15 protein-coding genes are annotated in these 17329 nt (G+C 29.0%); 3 read left to right on the forward strand and 12 right to left on the reverse strand.

The features are described 5' to 3' along the window. Positions 1 to 86 precede the first annotated feature (86 nt). The 8 genes from purD to BN6774_RS13430 all read right to left on the reverse strand — a co-directional run bounded on the left by purD (position 87) and on the right by BN6774_RS13430 (position 11331). Positions 87 to 1334 carry a phosphoribosylamine--glycine ligase gene (purD, locus tag BN6774_RS13395; RefSeq protein ID WP_066894620.1) on the reverse strand — a complete coding sequence of 416 codons (1248 nt, stop codon included), beginning with the start codon at positions 1332 to 1334 and terminating at the stop codon, positions 87 to 89. Between the two features lie 150 nt (positions 1335 to 1484). Beyond that, positions 1485 to 2987 carry a bifunctional phosphoribosylaminoimidazolecarboxamide formyltransferase/IMP cyclohydrolase gene (gene purH, locus BN6774_RS13400; protein ID WP_066894622.1) on the reverse strand — a complete coding sequence of 501 codons (1503 nt, stop codon included), beginning with the start codon at positions 2985 to 2987 and terminating at the stop codon, positions 1485 to 1487. Further along, on the reverse strand, positions 2988 to 3605 hold the full coding sequence (gene purN, locus BN6774_RS13405; protein ID WP_066894624.1) for a phosphoribosylglycinamide formyltransferase: 618 nt from the start codon (positions 3603 to 3605) through the stop codon (positions 2988 to 2990). It lies immediately after the preceding gene. Further along, positions 3593 to 4594 carry a phosphoribosylformylglycinamidine cyclo-ligase gene (gene purM / locus BN6774_RS13410; protein ID WP_066894626.1) on the reverse strand — a complete coding sequence of 334 codons (1002 nt, stop codon included), beginning with the start codon at positions 4592 to 4594 and terminating at the stop codon, positions 3593 to 3595. The genes purN and purM overlap by 13 nt, the downstream gene beginning before the upstream one ends. A gap of 21 nt (positions 4595 to 4615) precedes the next feature. After that, positions 4616 to 6022 (reverse strand): amidophosphoribosyltransferase, encoded by a 1407-nt coding sequence (purF, locus tag BN6774_RS13415; protein WP_066894628.1) that lies wholly within the window; start codon positions 6020 to 6022, stop codon positions 4616 to 4618. Positions 6023 to 6209: 187 nt separating this feature from the next. Beyond that, positions 6210 to 6926, reverse strand: coding sequence for a phosphoribosylaminoimidazolesuccinocarboxamide synthase (gene purC / locus BN6774_RS13420; RefSeq protein WP_066894630.1), 717 nt, complete (start codon positions 6924 to 6926; stop codon positions 6210 to 6212). After that, a complete protein-coding gene (gene purE, locus BN6774_RS13425) occupies positions 6926 to 7405 on the reverse strand; it encodes a 5-(carboxyamino)imidazole ribonucleotide mutase (RefSeq protein ID WP_066894632.1) in 480 nt (159 codons plus the stop codon). The genes purC and purE overlap by 1 nt, the downstream gene beginning before the upstream one ends. Before the next feature lie 185 nt (positions 7406 to 7590). Then, complete coding sequence (locus BN6774_RS13430; RefSeq protein WP_066896672.1) at positions 7591 to 11331, reverse strand: phosphoribosylformylglycinamidine synthase; 3741 nt, start codon at positions 11329 to 11331, stop codon at positions 7591 to 7593. Positions 11332 to 11625: 294 nt separating this feature from the next. On the opposite strand from BN6774_RS13430, the gene BN6774_RS13435 reads away from it, so the two are divergent. Continuing rightward, complete coding sequence (locus BN6774_RS13435; RefSeq protein WP_066894634.1) at positions 11626 to 11814, forward strand: hypothetical protein; 189 nt, start codon at positions 11626 to 11628, stop codon at positions 11812 to 11814. A 14-nt stretch (positions 11815 to 11828) separates the two neighbouring features. Continuing rightward, on the forward strand, positions 11829 to 12023 hold the full coding sequence (locus BN6774_RS13440; protein ID WP_066894636.1) for a hypothetical protein: 195 nt from the start codon (positions 11829 to 11831) through the stop codon (positions 12021 to 12023). A 36-nt stretch (positions 12024 to 12059) separates the two neighbouring features. Here BN6774_RS13440 and BN6774_RS13445 read toward each other — a convergent pair whose 3' ends face one another. From BN6774_RS13445 to BN6774_RS13460, 4 genes are all read right to left on the reverse strand, one after another. Continuing rightward, positions 12060 to 12212, reverse strand: a complete 153-nt coding sequence (locus BN6774_RS13445; RefSeq protein WP_066894638.1) for a zinc-ribbon domain-containing protein — start codon at positions 12210 to 12212, stop codon at positions 12060 to 12062. A 373-nt stretch (positions 12213 to 12585) separates the two neighbouring features. Then, a complete protein-coding gene (locus BN6774_RS13450; RefSeq protein ID WP_066894640.1) occupies positions 12586 to 13539 on the reverse strand; it encodes an amidase domain-containing protein in 954 nt (317 codons plus the stop codon). Positions 13540 to 13711: 172 nt separating this feature from the next. Next, complete coding sequence (locus tag BN6774_RS13455) at positions 13712 to 14668, reverse strand: SPFH domain-containing protein (RefSeq protein WP_066894642.1); 957 nt, start codon at positions 14666 to 14668, stop codon at positions 13712 to 13714. 3 nt (positions 14669 to 14671) lie between these two features. Continuing rightward, positions 14672 to 15097 (reverse strand): NfeD family protein, encoded by a 426-nt coding sequence (locus BN6774_RS13460; RefSeq protein WP_066894644.1) that lies wholly within the window; start codon positions 15095 to 15097, stop codon positions 14672 to 14674. A 280-nt stretch (positions 15098 to 15377) separates the two neighbouring features. Between BN6774_RS13460 and BN6774_RS13465 the strand changes: the two genes are divergently transcribed. After that, positions 15378 to 17282, forward strand: coding sequence for an NAD(+) synthase (locus tag BN6774_RS13465; RefSeq protein WP_066894646.1), 1905 nt, complete (start codon positions 15378 to 15380; stop codon positions 17280 to 17282). Positions 17283 to 17329: the final 47 nt, after the last annotated feature.

Here is a 17329-nt window from a genome sequence, read left to right on the forward strand (position 1 = left end):
TATTATATAAAAATAAGGTAAGTTATATCTTTTATAACTTACCTTACTGTTATTTCTTATCTACTATTAACAGTTTGCTACACTTTTTATACTAATCCTATATCATTTCTAAAATATTTTCCATTAAAATCTACTTTTTCTATAGCTTTATATACATTAATTCTCGCTTCTTCAATACTTTTACCATTACCAACAACTGATAATACTCTTCCACCATTAGTTCTTAATATCCCCTTTTCCAATTGAGCACCAGCTAGAAATACTTTATCTTTAACACTTCTATCTATTTTTATTTCGAAGCCTTTTTCAAAATAACCCGGATATCCATTAGAAGCTAATACTACATTTATACAACTTCCATTAAACCACTTAATATTAACTTCGCTTAATTTTTCATCTAAAGAGGCTTCAATTAATTCTAATAAATCACTTTCCATTAAATTCAATACTGATTGTGTTTCCGGATCTCCCATTCTTACATTATATTCTAATAAATATGTTCCTTTTTTAGTTATCATAATGCCAAAGAAAATAATTCCTTTAAAATCGAAATTCTCTTCTTTTATTCCAACTAAAGTCTTATTCATTATATTTTCTTTAAAATCACTAAATACTTCATTAGTCACATAAGGATTTGGTGCAATAACTCCCATTCCCCCTGTATTAGGACCTTTTCCACCATCAAATATTTGCTTATGATCCTTTGCAGAAATAAATGGTATTATAGTTTTTCCATCTGTAATTGATAGAATAGATGCCTCTATACCCTCTAAAAACTCTTCTATAACTATTTTTTCCCCAGCACCATTAAATATATCTTCTATCATAAAGGACTTAACCGAATTTATAGCCTCTTCTTTGCTTTCACAAATAGCAACTCCCTTGCCAGCAGCTAGTCCATCAGCCTTAACTACAATAGGATATGAACACGTTTCTAAATACCTTAAAGCCTTATCAGCTTCATAAAAAACTTCATACTCAGCTGTCTTAACCCCATACTTCTTCATAAATTCCTTAGAAAAACTCTTACTACCTTCAAGTCTTGCTGCAGCCATACTCGGTCCAAATATCTTTAAACCCTTAGCCTTAAATTTATCAACTATCCCTTTTGTTAGTGGATCCTCAGGTCCAACAATAGTTAATTCAATAGAATTATTTAAAGCAAACTCCAAAAGTTCATCTATATCAGTTATATTAACATTTTCACATTTATCTTCTATAGCCGTTCCACCATTCCCAGGTGCTACAAATATTTTTTCAACTCTAGAATTTTTAGCTAATTTCCATGCTAAAGCATGTTCTCTCCCACCAGAACCAATTAATAATATCTTCATGAAATACCCCCATATTAAATTAATAATTGATAATGAAAAATGAAGAATTATTGATGTAATTTGTTCCAAATTACTAAAAATTAATTTTTAAAACTCCACAGGAGTTTTTTCATTAATTCTACATTCTTAATTCTTCATTTTACATTTCTTTTAGTGCTTGAAGTGTCTAATTCCTGTAAAGACCATAGCTATTCCATGTTCATTACAAGCATCTATTGATTCCTGATCTCTTAATGAGCCACCTGGTTGAATTATTGCTTTTATTCCATTTTTAGCACACTCATCTACTACATCTCTAAATGGGAAGAATGCATCTGAAGCTAAAACATTAGCACCTTTTCCTCTTTGAAGAGCTTCTTCTGTTGCCCAAATTCTATTAACTTGTCCTCCTCCGATTCCAAGAGCTACACCATCTTTAATTGTAACTATTGCATTTGATTTAACATATTTAACTACCTTCATTCCAAATATTAAATCTTTCATTTCCTCTTCTGTTGGTGCTTTTTTAGTTACTACTTTTATGTCATCAATTAATTTATTATCTTCTTCTTGAACTAATATTCCGCCATCTACAGTTACCATATATCTCTTATCTTTAGGTACATTATTACATTTAATTACTCTTAAATTCTTTTTAGTTTTTAATACTTCTAAAGCTTCTTCATCATAATCTGGTGCTGCTACTACTTCTAAAAATGTTTTAATCATTTCTTCTGCTGTTTTTTTATCTACTTTTCTATTTATAGCAACTATTCCACCAAATATAGAAATTGGATCAGCATCATACGCCTTTTTATAAACTTCAAAAGTGCTTTCTCCAATAGCAACACCACATGGTGTATTATGCTTAAGACCACAACAAGCAACTTCTTCAAACTCACATGCAACCTTCCAAGCTATATCTAAATCTTTTATGTTGTTATATGATAATTCTTTTCCATTTAATATTTCAAAGCTATTCATTGCTCCATCAAACTCATTCGAGCTATAATAAGCTGCACTTTGATGTGGATTTTCTCCATATCTTAAACTTTGCTTTTTCTTATAGGATATTGAAAGATATTCTGGATACTCTTCATCTTCAAGTAAGAAATTAGATATCGCAGCATCATAAGCACTCATTAAATTAAATACTTTACCTGCTAATTTTTTTCTTAATGCTATAGAAACATCTCCACTTTCATTTATTTCTTTCATAACAGCCTTATAATCTTCCTTATCAGATATTACAATAACATCTTTAAAATTCTTTGCAGCTGCTCTTAACATTGTTGGGCCACCAATATCAATAAATTCAACTTTTTCATCAAAGCTTAAATCTTCTCTAACCTTTTGGAAGAAAGGATATAAATTAACTATAACCATATCTATAGTTTCTATATTTCTATCTTTAATAGTATTCATATGATCTTCGTTATTTCTTATAGCAAGAATACCTGCATGTATAATTGGATGAAGAGTCTTTACTCTTCCATCTAACATTTCAGGAAAATTAGTAACTTCATTTACTTCAATTACATTAACTCCATTTTCCTTAAGATGTTTATATGTTCCACCTGTAGATATTATTTCAACTCCTTTTTCTTGCAAAAAGTTAGAAAACTCTAAAATTCCATCCTTGTCAAAAACACTAACTAACGCTCTCTTTATCAACTAAAAAACTCCCCTCGTTCTTGTTTTTCCATTTATAATTTCAACTTCATTTTTACTTATTAAATCAATTGCTTTAGGCAATAAAATATGTTCTTTTTCTAAAACCCTCTTTTGTAATTCCTCTTTTGTATCTTCAAAATATACTGGAACTACTTCTTGAAATATTATTTCTCCTCCATCTACATCTTCATTAACGAAATGCACTGTGCAACCTGAAAATTTTACTCCTGAATTTATAACTGCTTCATGAACCTTTAGTCCATACATCTTTGGTCCACAAAAGCTTGGTATTAAAGATGGATGAATATTAATTATTTTATTTTTAAATTCCTTTAAAATATCTCCTTGTAAAATTGAAAGATAACCAGCAAGTACTATTAAATCTACCTTATCCTTTATTAATTCTAATATCTTATCTGAAACCTTAACTCCATATTCTTTTTTAGAAACTACATAGGTTGCTATTCCCTTATGTTTTGCTCTTTCTAAAGCATATATTCCTTCTTTACTTCCTATTACCATTTCTATTTTGCAATTTAAATATCCCTTATCAATAGAGTCTATTATAGATTGAAGATTACTTCCTCCCCCTGATGCAAGTACTGCTATTTTAAACAACAGCCTTCACCTCCAGATGTAACATATCCAATTTCATAAGCTTTTTCTCCTAATGCAATTAATTCTTTTATTATAGGATTTACATCTTTTTCATTAACACAAAGGACAAAGCCAATTCCCATATTAAAAGTATTATACATATGATCTTTATCTACACCTTTTTCAAGTATTTTCTCAAAAATTCTTGGCAATGGATAACTATCTTTTTCTATAACAGCAGTTAAATTTTCACCATTAAACATTCTTGGAACATTTTCTATAAAGCCTCCACCTGTAATATGAGCCATTCCCTTTATTTCAAACTTTTCAAGTAGCTTTAAAATAGGTTTCACATAAATTTTTGTTGGTATAATTAAGTTTTCCCAAACTTCTTTTCCATCTAACTCTTCATTTAAATTTGTAAATATTTTTCTAACTAATGAATACCCATTTGAATGTAACCCTGAAGATGCAATTCCTATAAGCTTATCTCCCTCTTTGATATTTCTTCCATTTATTATTTTATCTTTATCTACTATTCCAACTGCAAAACCTGCCATATCATATTCTCCATCCCTATAAAAGCCTGGCATCTCTGCTGTTTCTCCACCAATTAATGAACACTCTGATTGAATACATCCCTCTGAAACTCCCTTAACTAAATCTGCAGCAACCTCAGCTTCTAATTTCCCACAAGCTATATAATCTAAGAAAAATAAAGGCCTTGCACCATGACATAAAATATCATTAACACACATTGCCACACAATCAATTCCAACAGTATCATATTTTTTAGTTTTAAAAGCTATATCAAGCTTTGTTCCAACTCCATCTGTTCCTGAAACTAAAACTGGGTTCTTATATCCTTCTGGCAATTCAACCATTCCCGCAAAACTACCTAACCCATTTAATACATATTCACTCATAGTTTTACTAGCATATTCCTTTATAAGCTTAACTGATCTATACCCTTCTTCTATATTAACTCCAGCCTCTTTATAAGTTATCATTTTATAAAATCCCCCTGATATTTATTTTGCACCTTCTATTGGTGTTGATACTGGATAAATACCATTGAAACATCCAACGCAATATCCCGAATCTTTCTTAAAACATCTATACATACCATTCATACTTAAATAACCTAAGGTATCTGCTCCCATAGCTTCTCTAATTTCTTCGATAGATTTTTTTGCTCCAATTAATTCACTTCTATAAGGAGTATCTATACCAAAATAACAAGGAAACTTAACAATTGGAGATGCCACTAAAAAATGTACTTCCTTTGCTCCAGCTTTTCTTAATGACTCCACTAAATGCTTTGAAGTAGTTCCTCTTACAATTGAATCATCTATTAAAACAACTCTTTTTCCATTTACATTTACCTTCAATGGATTTAATTTAACGGAAACTGCCTTTTCTCTAATCTCTTGAGAAGGTGTTATAAAAGTTCTGCCAACATATCTATTTTTTATAAAACCAGTATCATAAGGTATTCCTGATACTTTTGAATATCCTATAGCTGCTGGTATTCCCGAATCTGGAACTGCTATTACTATATCAGCTTCTATTTTATATTCATTAAATAGCTCTTCACCTGCTCTAACTCTTGATTCATGTACATCTAAACCATCTATTGTTGAATCTGGTCTAGCAAAATATATATATTCAAAAGCACACGTTTGACACTGAGTATTTTCTGAATACTTATAGGACTTTATATCATTTTTATCTATAATAATAATTTCACCTGGTTCTATATCCCTTACTAGTTCCGCTCCTACTGCATCTAATGCACAACTTTCAGATGCTAAAATATAACCATTATCAAATTTACCAAGACATAAAGGTCTTATTCCATGAGGATCTCTAACACCTATAAGTTTGTCCTCTGTTAAAATTACCATTGCAAAGGATCCTCTTATTGCTTGAATAGCATCAAAAATTGCTCTTTCAATTCCCTTCTTAGCTCCTCTTGCAATAAGATTTGCTATTACTTCTGAATCTATTGATGTATGAAATACATGACCACCATCTTCTAATAATTCTCTTATTACATCAGCATTTACTAAAGTCCCATTATGAGCCATTGCTATTGAACCAAGCTTTGATTTACTAAGTAAAGGTTGAGCATTTTCAATTCTAGTATCACCACTTGTAGAATATCTAACATGTCCTATTCCAGCAAATCCCTTTAAAGCTTCTAAATTTTCCTTAGAAAAAGCTTCTGTTATAAGTCCCATTCCCTTATGAATATCAACTTTTTCTCCATTTGCAACAGCTATACCAGCACTCTCCTGCCCCCTATGCTGTAGTGCATATAACCCATAATATATTAAAGATGACACATCTATATCTTCATTAGCATAAACCCCAAATACTCCACATTCCTCTTTAAACTTATCATTACTTGGGTCTAAAACTAAATTAAAATTCACAAAAACACCCCCGTTTTGAATTAAGAATTAAAAATTAAGAATTAAGAATTGTTGTTGGAATTCAGCAAAGCTGAATTCCTCTAAAATTGATTTTATTAAAACTCCTAAAGGAGTTTTTTCCTTAATTTTTCATTTTTCATTCTTAACTTTTAATTTATTTAATGCATTATCCATTATGCATTATGCATTAAATTCTTTCTTCTCTTTTAATTCTATTAAATATCTCTACATATGCGTCTTTTACGTTTCCAAGGTCTCTTCTAAATCTATCTTTATCTAGTTTTTCTCCTGTTGTTGCATCCCAGAATCTGCATGTGTCTGGTGAAATTTCATCTGCTAATAGAATTTCTCCGTTGTATCTTCCAAATTCTAATTTAAAATCTATTAATCTTATATTTTGTTTTATAAAGAATTCTTTAAGTAAATCATTTATCTTTGCAGTCATTTCATATATTTTTTCTAATTCTTCAAAAGTTGTTGCTCCAATTCCTACTGCATGATAATCATTTATTAGTGGATCTCCAAGTGAATCATCTTTATATGATAATTCAAATACTGTAGTCTTAAGTTCAAAGCCTTCATTTAAGCCTAATCTTTTTGCCATAGATCCAGCTGCTACATTTCTAACAATAACTTCTAAAGGAACTATTTCAACCTTCTTACATAGCTGTTCTCTTTCATTTAACTTTTCTATAAAATGTGTTTTAATTCCATTTTCCTTTAACATTTCAAATATCATAGAAGTTATAGAATTATTTAAAGCTCCCTTATCTTCAATTTGACCTTTTTTTTCTCCATTAAACGCTGTAGCATCATCTTTGTAATAAACTATTACTTCATCTGCCTTATCTGTTGAATAAATCTTCTTAGCTTTTCCTTCATACATCATTTCTAATTTTTCCATTATAAATCCACTCCCTCACCATTTTCTTTTATAAAGTTATTTTTCATATCTATTCTAAACTTATTTATTTTCTCTCTTAATTCTGTATCTTTTATAGCTAACATTTGAACTGCAAGCATCCCCGCATTATAACTATTATTTATTCCAACAGTTGCAACTGGAATAGACTTTGGCATTTGAACTATTGAAAATAAAGCATCTAATCCTTCAACAGCTCCCTTAATTGGAACTCCTATAACAGGCATAGTAGTTTGAGATGCTATAACCCCAGGTAAGTGGGCTGCAAGACCAGCACCAGCAATAACAACTTCACACCCCTTCTCCTCTACTTCCTTTAAAGTCTCACTTAACTTTTCAGGAACCCTATGAGCAGATAATATATAAGCCTTAAAATCAACTCCAAACTCTTTTAAACAATTAGCAGCTCCCCTCATAACATCAGTATCAGACTTGCTACCAAAAAATATTGCTACCTTCATAAAAAACACCCCTCTTTAAATTAAAAATTAAGAATTAAAAATGAAAAATTTAGGTTTATTTTACTTCGTAAAATATTATTAAATAAATAATATCTTTATAAAACTTTAGATGTTTAAAAATTTTACATAACTCAGCTTGCCTGAGTTATTTCAACAATTCTTAATTCTTCATTTTTCATTTTTAATTACTTAAAGTACTTTACTCCTGATTTGAAGATTTTTTGATCGAAGTTTCCTGGAATATTTTTATAAAGATCATCTCCTATTCTTTCTGAATGACCCATTTTTCCAAGAACTCTTCCATCTGGACTTGTTATACCTTCTATTCCTAGCATTGAACCATTTGGATTGTAAGGCATGTCCATAGATACTTTTCCATTTAAATCAACATATTGTGTTGCAATTTGACCATTTTTAGCTAATTCTTTAAGTAAAGCTTCTGGTGCAACTAATCTTCCTTCTCCATGGGAAATTGCAACTGAATGTATATCTCCTACATTTACTTCATTAAACCATGGTGATTTATTAGAAGTTATTCTTGTATTTACTATTGAACTCATATGTCTATTAATTTCGTTGTAAGTTAAAGTTGCCATATTTTCTTCAATATCAACAATTTCTCCGTATGGAACTAATCCTAACTTTATAAGTGCTTGGAAGCCATTGCATATTCCAAGTATTAATCCATCTCTATTTTTAAGAAGATCCATCACTGCATCTTTTATTCTTTCATTTCTAAATATTGTTGAAATAAATTTACCTGATCCATCAGGCTCATCACCTGCTGAGAATCCTCCTGGTAACATTATTATTTGACTTTTTCTTATTCTTTTTTCCATATTTAATATTGATTCATTTAAAAGTTCTTTATTCATATTGTTGAAAATAAATTCTGAAACATCTGCACCTTCTTTTCTAAAAGCTCTAGCACTATCATATTCACAATTTGTTCCAGGAAATACAGGGATAAATACTTTAGGTTTAGCAATTTTAATTGTTGGTGTTTTTATTTCCTTGTATTCAAATAAATCTATATTAACAACTTCTTTTTTATCCTTTGTTTTTATTTTAAATACCTTGGATAATTTTTCTTCTAATATTTTCTCTAAAGTATCTAATTCAAAATTAATATCATATTCTCTTAAAATAATAGCCCTATCTTTTATTGTTTTACCTATCACCTTATAAGCGCAACCTTCGAATTCTTTGTCTACTTCTACATAATTTTTTACTTCTAATACTAAACTGCCATAATTAAAACCAAATAGTTCTTCCTTAGTTAAGTTTTCAACCTCTGCCCCTATTTTATTTCCTAAAGACATCTTAGTAATTATCTCTGATACCCCACCAAATTTTATTGATGATGCTGAAATAACTTTCTTTTCTTTTATTAATTTATAAAGTATTTCTAAATTATTTTTAAATCCTTCAACCTTTAATGTCATATCCTCATTTTTTTCTGCCATTAAAAGTACTAACTTAGAATTATTATTCTTAAATTCTGGAGAAATAATATTTTCCGCCTTTTCTACAGCTACTGCAAAAGCCACTAAGGATGGTGGTACATCTATTTCCCCAAAAGTTCCAGACATTGAATCCTTACCACCTATTGCAGGTATTTCTAAATCCATTTGTGCTTGATATGCCCCAAGTAAAGCTGCAAATGGTTTTCCCCATTTTGTACTATCTTTTCCTAATCTCTCAAAATACTCTTGTAATGTAAGCCTTACCTTTTTATAATTTCCACCCATAGCTGAAAGCTTAGTTACTGCTTCAATAACTGAATAATATGCCATATGATACGGACTCCAAATTCCCATTTCTGGATTAAATCCAAATGTCATTAAGCTTGCATCTTTACTTTCTCCATTTAAAACTGGTATTTTTGCAGCCATTCCTTCTGCAGGAGTTTTTTGAAATTTACCTCCAAATGGCATAAGTACTGTTCCAGCTCCTATGCTTGAATCAAATCTTTCAACTAACCCTTTTTGTGATGCTACATTTAAACTTTTTAATGTATTTATCCATTCTTTTTTTACATTTAAATTTTCATCAATTTTAAATGGATATTTCTTAGGAGTTTCTACTTTTACATTAGTTGTTTGTCTTGCTCCATTTGTATCTAAAAACTCTCTCTTTAAATCAACTATATTTTTCCCTCTCCAAAACATCTTAAGTCTTTCAGAGTCTGTAACTGTAGCAACCTTTACTGCTTCTAAATTTTCTTTTCTAGCTAATTCTATAAACTTTTCTTCATTTTCTTTATCTATTACAACTGCCATTCTTTCTTGTGATTCTGAAATTGCAATTTCCGTTCCATCTAGTCCATCATATTTCTTTGGAACCTTATCTAAATCTATATCTAGCCCTCTAGTTAATTCTCCTATTGCTACTGATACCCCTCCAGCACCAAAGTCATTACATCTTTTTATCATTTTAGAAACTTCAGAATTTCTAAATAATCTTTGTATTTTTCTTTCTATCGGAGGATTTCCTTTTTGAACTTCTGCACCACACTCATTAATAGAATCCTCTGTATGTTCTTTAGAAGACCCTGTTGCTCCACCTAAACCATCTCTTCCAGTTCTTCCACCTAAAAGAATTACTATATCTGAAGCCTTAGGTTCCTCTCTTACTACATTTTCTTTAGGTCCTGCTGCTATTACTGCACCTATTTCCATTCTTTTCGCAACATAATTTGGATGATAAATTTCTGAAACCTGACCCGTAGCTAGTCCTATTTGATTTCCATAGGAACTATAACCATGAGCTGCTCCTAGTGTTATAGTTCTTTGAGGAAGCTTTCCTTTTAAAGTTTTTTCTATCTCTACTGTTGGATCAGCTGATCCAGTCACTCTCATAGCTTGATATACATAAGTTCTACCTGATAATGGATCTCTTATAGCTCCTCCAAGGCAAGTAGCTGCACCACCAAAAGGTTCTATTTCTGTTGGATGGTTGTGAGTTTCATTTTTAAACATTAATAAATAATCTTCTTGTCCATTATCGGTTTCAACTTTTACATTTATCGAACAAGCATTTATTTCGTCTGAAATATCTAAGTCATCTAATAGACCCCTTTTTCTCATTTCCTTCATGGTTATAACAGCAATATCCATAAGAGTTTTATCTCTGTCTGTTTCACCATAAACAAAGTTTCTTGAATTTAAATATGAATTATAAGATTTGATTATTGGATTTGTATAACATCCATCTTCAATATCAACATTTTTTATAGATGTTGAAAAAGTAGTATGTCTACAATGATCTGACCAGTAAGTATCTATAACTTTTATCTCTGTAATAGTTGGATTTCTATTTTCATCTTTAAAATAGTCTTGTATAAGCTTAATATCTTCTAAACTCATAGCTAATCCCATATTATTATGTAATTCTTCTATTTCTTCATTTGTTTTATTTATAAAATCATTTATAATATCTACATCTTTTGGTTCTAAAGAATTTGATGATAATTCTAAGTTATTAATATCTACTTCTATTGAATCAACTGGATTTATATAATATTTTTTTATTTTTTCAATTTCTTTAGTAGATAAAATTCCCTTTAATACAATTATTTTCGTCCACTTAATTTTTATTTTTTCTCCAGAAGTTAATATTTGATAACATTCTGAAGCAGAATCAGCTCTTTGATCATATTGACCTGGTAAATATTCAACTCCAAAGGCAAATTCATTTTCTTCTAATGGAAATTCATTTTCGTAAAGATTATCTACAGTTTTCTCAGAAAATATAGTGTAAAGTGATTTTATATATTCTTCTTTATTTACTTCTTCTAAAGTGTATTTGTTAACTAGTCTAACATTTTCTAAAGAATTTAATCCTAGGTTATTTTTAAAATCTTCTAATAAACTTTTTCCTTCAATATCATAACCACTTTTCTTCTCAACAAATATACATCTCATCTTCAACCTTCATACCTCCAAAGTAATCAGTTATAAAACCGAACATTTATTTATTTATTTCAAAAATATTTCGTATTTATATTTAAAGATTATCATTTTAAGAATATATTGTCAACTTTATTTTATTAAACACAAAAATAATTCGTTATATAACGAATTATACTCTTATTTATTTTAATATAATTTGTATTTTCTTTCTTTTTCCTATTTTGTCTTTAAAAAATAATATATTTATGTTATTTAATATTTTTTTTAAGACAAACTAATAGAGAATAATTAAAGGTGGTGTTATTTATGAAAAGAAATGCAAAGGAAAACTTAAAATTAACCTTAGAAGAGCTTTGCTCTTGTGAAAATCATTTAAATACTGCCTATTTACATGCAGAAGATTCTTATAATAGAACTGAAATTCATGCAGCTCTAAAAGCAATAGGTAGTGCAGTAGAAACTACACAAAATGCTATAAGAAATTATAAAGATTAAAGGAGTGTATGTATATGGGACATAAACCTAATGCTAAAGATGAATTGAAAAGTGCTTTAACTAATGTTGTTCATGCTCAAGAATTACTTCATGATGCAATTAAAACGGTAGAAAAAGAGGATAATAAACAAATCTTGCAAGATACCTTAGCTAATGTTAATAAAGCTTTAAATATTACTAGAACTTCTACTTATGGATTTAAAGATTAAAACAAAAAAGACTGTAGTTTCCTACAGTCTAATTTACTATCTTCTGTTGTTGTTCTTTCTTGCTCTTCTGCAATCAGCACATCTAACTGGATCGTTATCGAATCCTTTTTCTTTGTAGAATTCTTGTTCTCCAACTGTGAACACGAACTCATTTCCGCAATCTTTACAAACTATTTTCTTATCTTCCATTATTAAAACCTCCATTTTAAAGACTATATAGTAATATTAATCTCTACCATGGAGAATATCATTATCTATCAAAATCTTTAAACTAATTATTTTTTATAGCTTTTAGCTACGTTATTATATTATCATAATTCAAAAAAAAAATCCACACTTTTTTTAATATTATACAACAAAAATTTTTCCAACTTTACCTTTATAAATTTTCTTTATCTGTCTTATATTCATTAGATTATTTAATAACTTAAAACATGAAGTATGGAAATTATAAAAAATACCGGTAGCGTATACTACCGGCAAAGAAACCTACGTAACCCCTTAGGGTCATTATTATTTTTATCATTTTTACTATTTTATATTCTTTATTTATAATTTTATTTTATAAATCACTTCTATCCAGTAAATATTCTAAAAGTTCTTTTGAGGATTTTGCTCTAGAATATCTTTCATATTCTACATTCTTTAATTTATTTTCCATATTATAAATAAACTCTTCTGTATCCTTACTTTTATAACTAGCATTGTCAAATCTAGTATCTTCTATGCTAATTTTTATCATATCCATAGCTTCTTGTAACTCCTCATTATAATCCTCTTCTGTTAAAACAGTCATCCCTCTAGATTCTTTTATATTATTTATATCATTTTTTATATTATAAATTAAGAGATTATAATCATCTGGCTTACCTAATAAATAGTATTTTAAATTACCGTTCTTATAGAAATTCTCTATTGAATTTGAATGTTGGGAAAAATAAATAGTTTTTTTCTCTAGTAAATCTGTTATTGCTTGGGAATGAAAAGCTATATTATTTGGCCTCGAATACTGAACAATATCCCCAACATATATACTATTGTAAATTTCATCCCAATTACCTAAAGCATCCTCAATTTTATACTCTCTATAACTATAAACTCGCTTATATTCCTTTCCAAAATGTAAATTAAAAGCCTTAGCTGATGTCCAAGTTGCACTTCTATTAGGTAAATTAGAAGAATAATAAAACCAAGATTTAATATCAGTTGAACTTTTCTTAGATCCTATAAATTCCATGCCACCAGCACGCAATACTTGCGATACAAAGTTAGTACAATCTCCACCATCATTTATATAATTATAATATTCCTTATTAGAAGTTATTGCCCATTTAATAGCATAATCTCTAGCTTTTTCCCTATCATAATAGCTATTATCAGCATAATTTTCTAAATTATCATTTATATTTCCTGCTAATGAAACCTTCCTATTCACTCCTAATTCACACAACATAAAGAATAAAACCAATACCATTATTAGCTTTAATTTAATGTCTATTTTTAATATTTTCTTCATATTTTATTTCTCCAGATCCTTTCAGTTTATATTATATCTTTTGAAATAAAACTAAATTTATTACATAAAAAAAGGACTTTTGCATAAAGACCTATTATAAAATCTTAATATTTATATAATATCCTTAATGCAATCGTCCTAAGTTTTTTTATAAGTTAAGTTTGCCTAACTCTTAACTTTCCTTGCTTCCCTTTAACATTTCTCCAATAGCTGCTATACTTCCAAGAGAAGATAATGTTTCATTTGGTAATATAAGCTTATTAGCTGGATTATTAGCCATTTCTTTAAGAGCTTCAACTTGCTTTAATGCTATAACTGTTTCATTTGTTCCTGATTCAATAATAGCTTGGTTAACCTTTCTAATAGCTTCTGCTTCTGCAATTGAAATTTCCTCAATTGCCTTAGCTTTACCTTCTGCTTCAAGTAATTGAGATTCCTTTAAACCTTCTGCTCTTCTTATATTAGCTTCCTTTTCAGCTTCTGCTGCAAGTATTTTAGATCTCTTTTCTCCTTCAGCTTTTTCAATTTGTGATTGTCTTTGTCCTTCTGCTTCAAGAATCATAGCTCTTTTATTTCTCTCTGCCTTCATTTGCTTTTCCATAGCTTCTTGAATTTCTGTTGGAGGTATTATATTTTTAATTTCAACTGAGAGAATCTTTATACCATATGCATCAGTAACTTCGTCAATTATACTTAAAAGATCTTGATTTATCTTATCTCTACCTGATAATATTTCATCTAAAGTCATATTACCTAATATATTTCTCATATTAGTTGTTGCTGAATAAACTATACCAGATCTATAATCTTCAATGTTATAAACAGCATCTTTAGCATTTAAAAGTTTATAGAAAATTACATTATCAACTGAAATCTTAACATTATCCTTAGTGATAACTGATTGTGGTGGTACATCTAAAATTTGTTGCTTTGTTGAAACCTTTTTTCTAACAAAGTCTACAAAAGGAATCATAAAATGCCATCCAGGTTCTAATGTCTTATGATATTGCCCAAACCTTTCTACTACGTATAAATATCCTGTATTTACTATCTTTATTGATGATAAAATTGTAATTAAAACAAAAAGTATTATTACTCCTATAATAACAAGTCCTATTACATTTTCCATTACCTACACCTCTTTTTTTATATTTAATTTTATACCTTCAATTCCTATAATCTTAAAGTTTTCCCCTTTTTTAATTTCTTCTCCTGTATTTTGCATAGTCCAATAGATTCCATCTACTTTAACTCTAGCTCTATCCACTATATCTTCTTCTGCCCTCATAATTCTACCTATATAGGTTTCCTCCATTAGAGGTGTTCTTTTAACTGATTTTTTAAATTTCTTCTTTGCCCAAGGATAACCTATGGCAATAGTAATTAAGTTTACAATTAAGAAAATTATAACCTGAATGCCAAAAGATACACCTATAAAGTCTGCTACCATTGCTGTAACTGCTCCTACTATAAACCAAGCAAATAAGAAATTACTAGTAGCTATATCTATAGCAATTGAAATCGCAGCAATAATAATCCAAAAAATTATAGCACTCATTATTCCCCCTCCTTCTTTTAATAATATTATAGCATTCTTAGCAAAAATTTAAAAATTATTTAATTGATGGTTTTATTATATTATACTCTTTATCATTTTACAATAGTTTTTATATCCTTTTATATGGTATATTATAACCTTTTATTCTATTTTCACTTACTTTTCTCCTATTATCATTGATTTTCTATAGTTTTCCTTTTATTATTTAAATAGTTAGTTTTGAATTTAATATTTAAAAAGAGTTAAAATATAAATATAGTTTATAGATAGGAGAGATTTTATGGATTTTATAAAAGTTGCTTCTGCATGTCCCGTAACACGAGTTGCAGATATAGAGTATAACTTAGATAATATATTTAAATGTTTAGATGAAGCAAATAAAAATGATACAAAAGCAATAGTATTCCCCGAACTATGTATTACATCCTACAGCTGTGGTGATTTATTTATGCAATATAGCCTCATAGAGAAATCAAATATGGCTATAAAAAAAATAGTTGAAAAAAGCTTAGATTTAGATATGTTAATTGCAGTTGGTGCTCCTTTAAATTTTAAAAATGCATTATTTAACTGTGCTTATATAATATTTAATGGAAAACTACTTGGCATTGTTCCAAAATCCTATATACCAAATTATAGTGAGTTTTATGAAAAGCGTTGGTTCAGCGAAGGGCTAGGAATAGTTAATGAAAAAATTGATTTTGACTTTCAAAAAGATGTTCCCTTCGGTACTAATCTAATTTTCAAATCCGATAATTATACCTTTGGATTTGAAGTTTGTGAAGATCTTTGGGTTACTATTCCTCCTAGTTCTTATCTTTCACTTTTAGGAGCAAATATCATCGGAAACCTTTCTGCTTCAAACGAACTTGTAAGTAAAAAGGATTATAGAAAAGACTTAATTTCAAATCAAAGTGCTAGATGTATGTCAGCATATATTTATTCATCTGCAGGAGTTCACGAATCAACTACAGATTTATTATTTAGTGGTCATCTTCTTATATCCGAAAATGGTACAATACTAAAAGAAAATAATAGGTTCCAAAGGGATAACGAAGTTATTTATTCTTATATAGATGTATTTAAGCTTAATAGCGAAAGACTTAAAAATATAAGCTATAGAGATGCTTCTAGAATTGTTCCTTTTGATGCTAAAATAATAAATTTCAACTATAAAGAAAATAAAATTATTAATTTTGATAGATACATAGATAAACATCCTTTTGTTCCATCAAATATACAATTAAGAGAAGAAAGATGTAAAGAAATATTTAGTATTCAAGCTTCTGCTTTAGCTAAAAGAATGGAGCATACCAATTTGAAAAAAGCTGTTATAGGTATATCTGGAGGCCTTGATTCTACTTTAGCATTACTAGTTGTAGCAAAAACCTTTAAACTTTTAGGTATAGATAATAAAAATATAGTTACTATCACTATGCCTGGCTTTGGTACTACAGATAGAACTTATAATAATGCTTTAACACTATGTAAAGAACTTGGTTGTGATTTAAGAGAAATAAATATAGTAAAAGCAGCTTTACAACACTTTGAAGATATAGGTCATGATAAAAATATCCATGATGTTACTTATGAAAATGTTCAGGCAAGAGAAAGAACTCAAATACTTATGGATATTGCTAATAAGGAAGGTGGCTTATTAATAGGAACTGGAGATCTTTCAGAACTTGCTCTTGGATGGTGTACTTATAACGGTGACCACATGAGTATGTATTCAGTAAATCCATCTATTCCAAAAACTTTAGTTAGATACTTAGTTAAATATGTAGCTGAAAAGGAATCTACTAAAGAAGTTGCTGAAACATTATTAGACATATTAGACACTCCAGTTAGCCCTGAATTATTACCTAAAGGAGATAAGGGTGAAATTACACAAAAAACAGAAGATATTGTTGGTCCATATGAATTACATGACTTTTTCTTATATCACTTTATAAAAAATGGTTCTTCAAAAGAAAGAATTAGAACTCTTGCAGAATATGCTTTTAAAGATGATTACAGTAAAGAAGAAATAACAAAATGGCTTGATAAATTTATCTATAGATTCTTTACTCAGCAATTTAAGAGAAGTGCTTTACCTGATGGCCCTAAAGTTGGTAGTATATCCTTAAGTCCACGCGGAGATTGGAGAATGCCTTCTGATGCTTCTTTTAATTCCTTTAAATAAAAAAGAAGCAAATATGCTATATTAGTTGCTCAGTCGCAATCTCTAAG

This window comes from Clostridium nigeriense, assembly GCF_900086595.1.
Taxonomy (GTDB): domain Bacteria; phylum Bacillota; class Clostridia; order Clostridiales; family Clostridiaceae; genus Clostridium; species Clostridium nigeriense.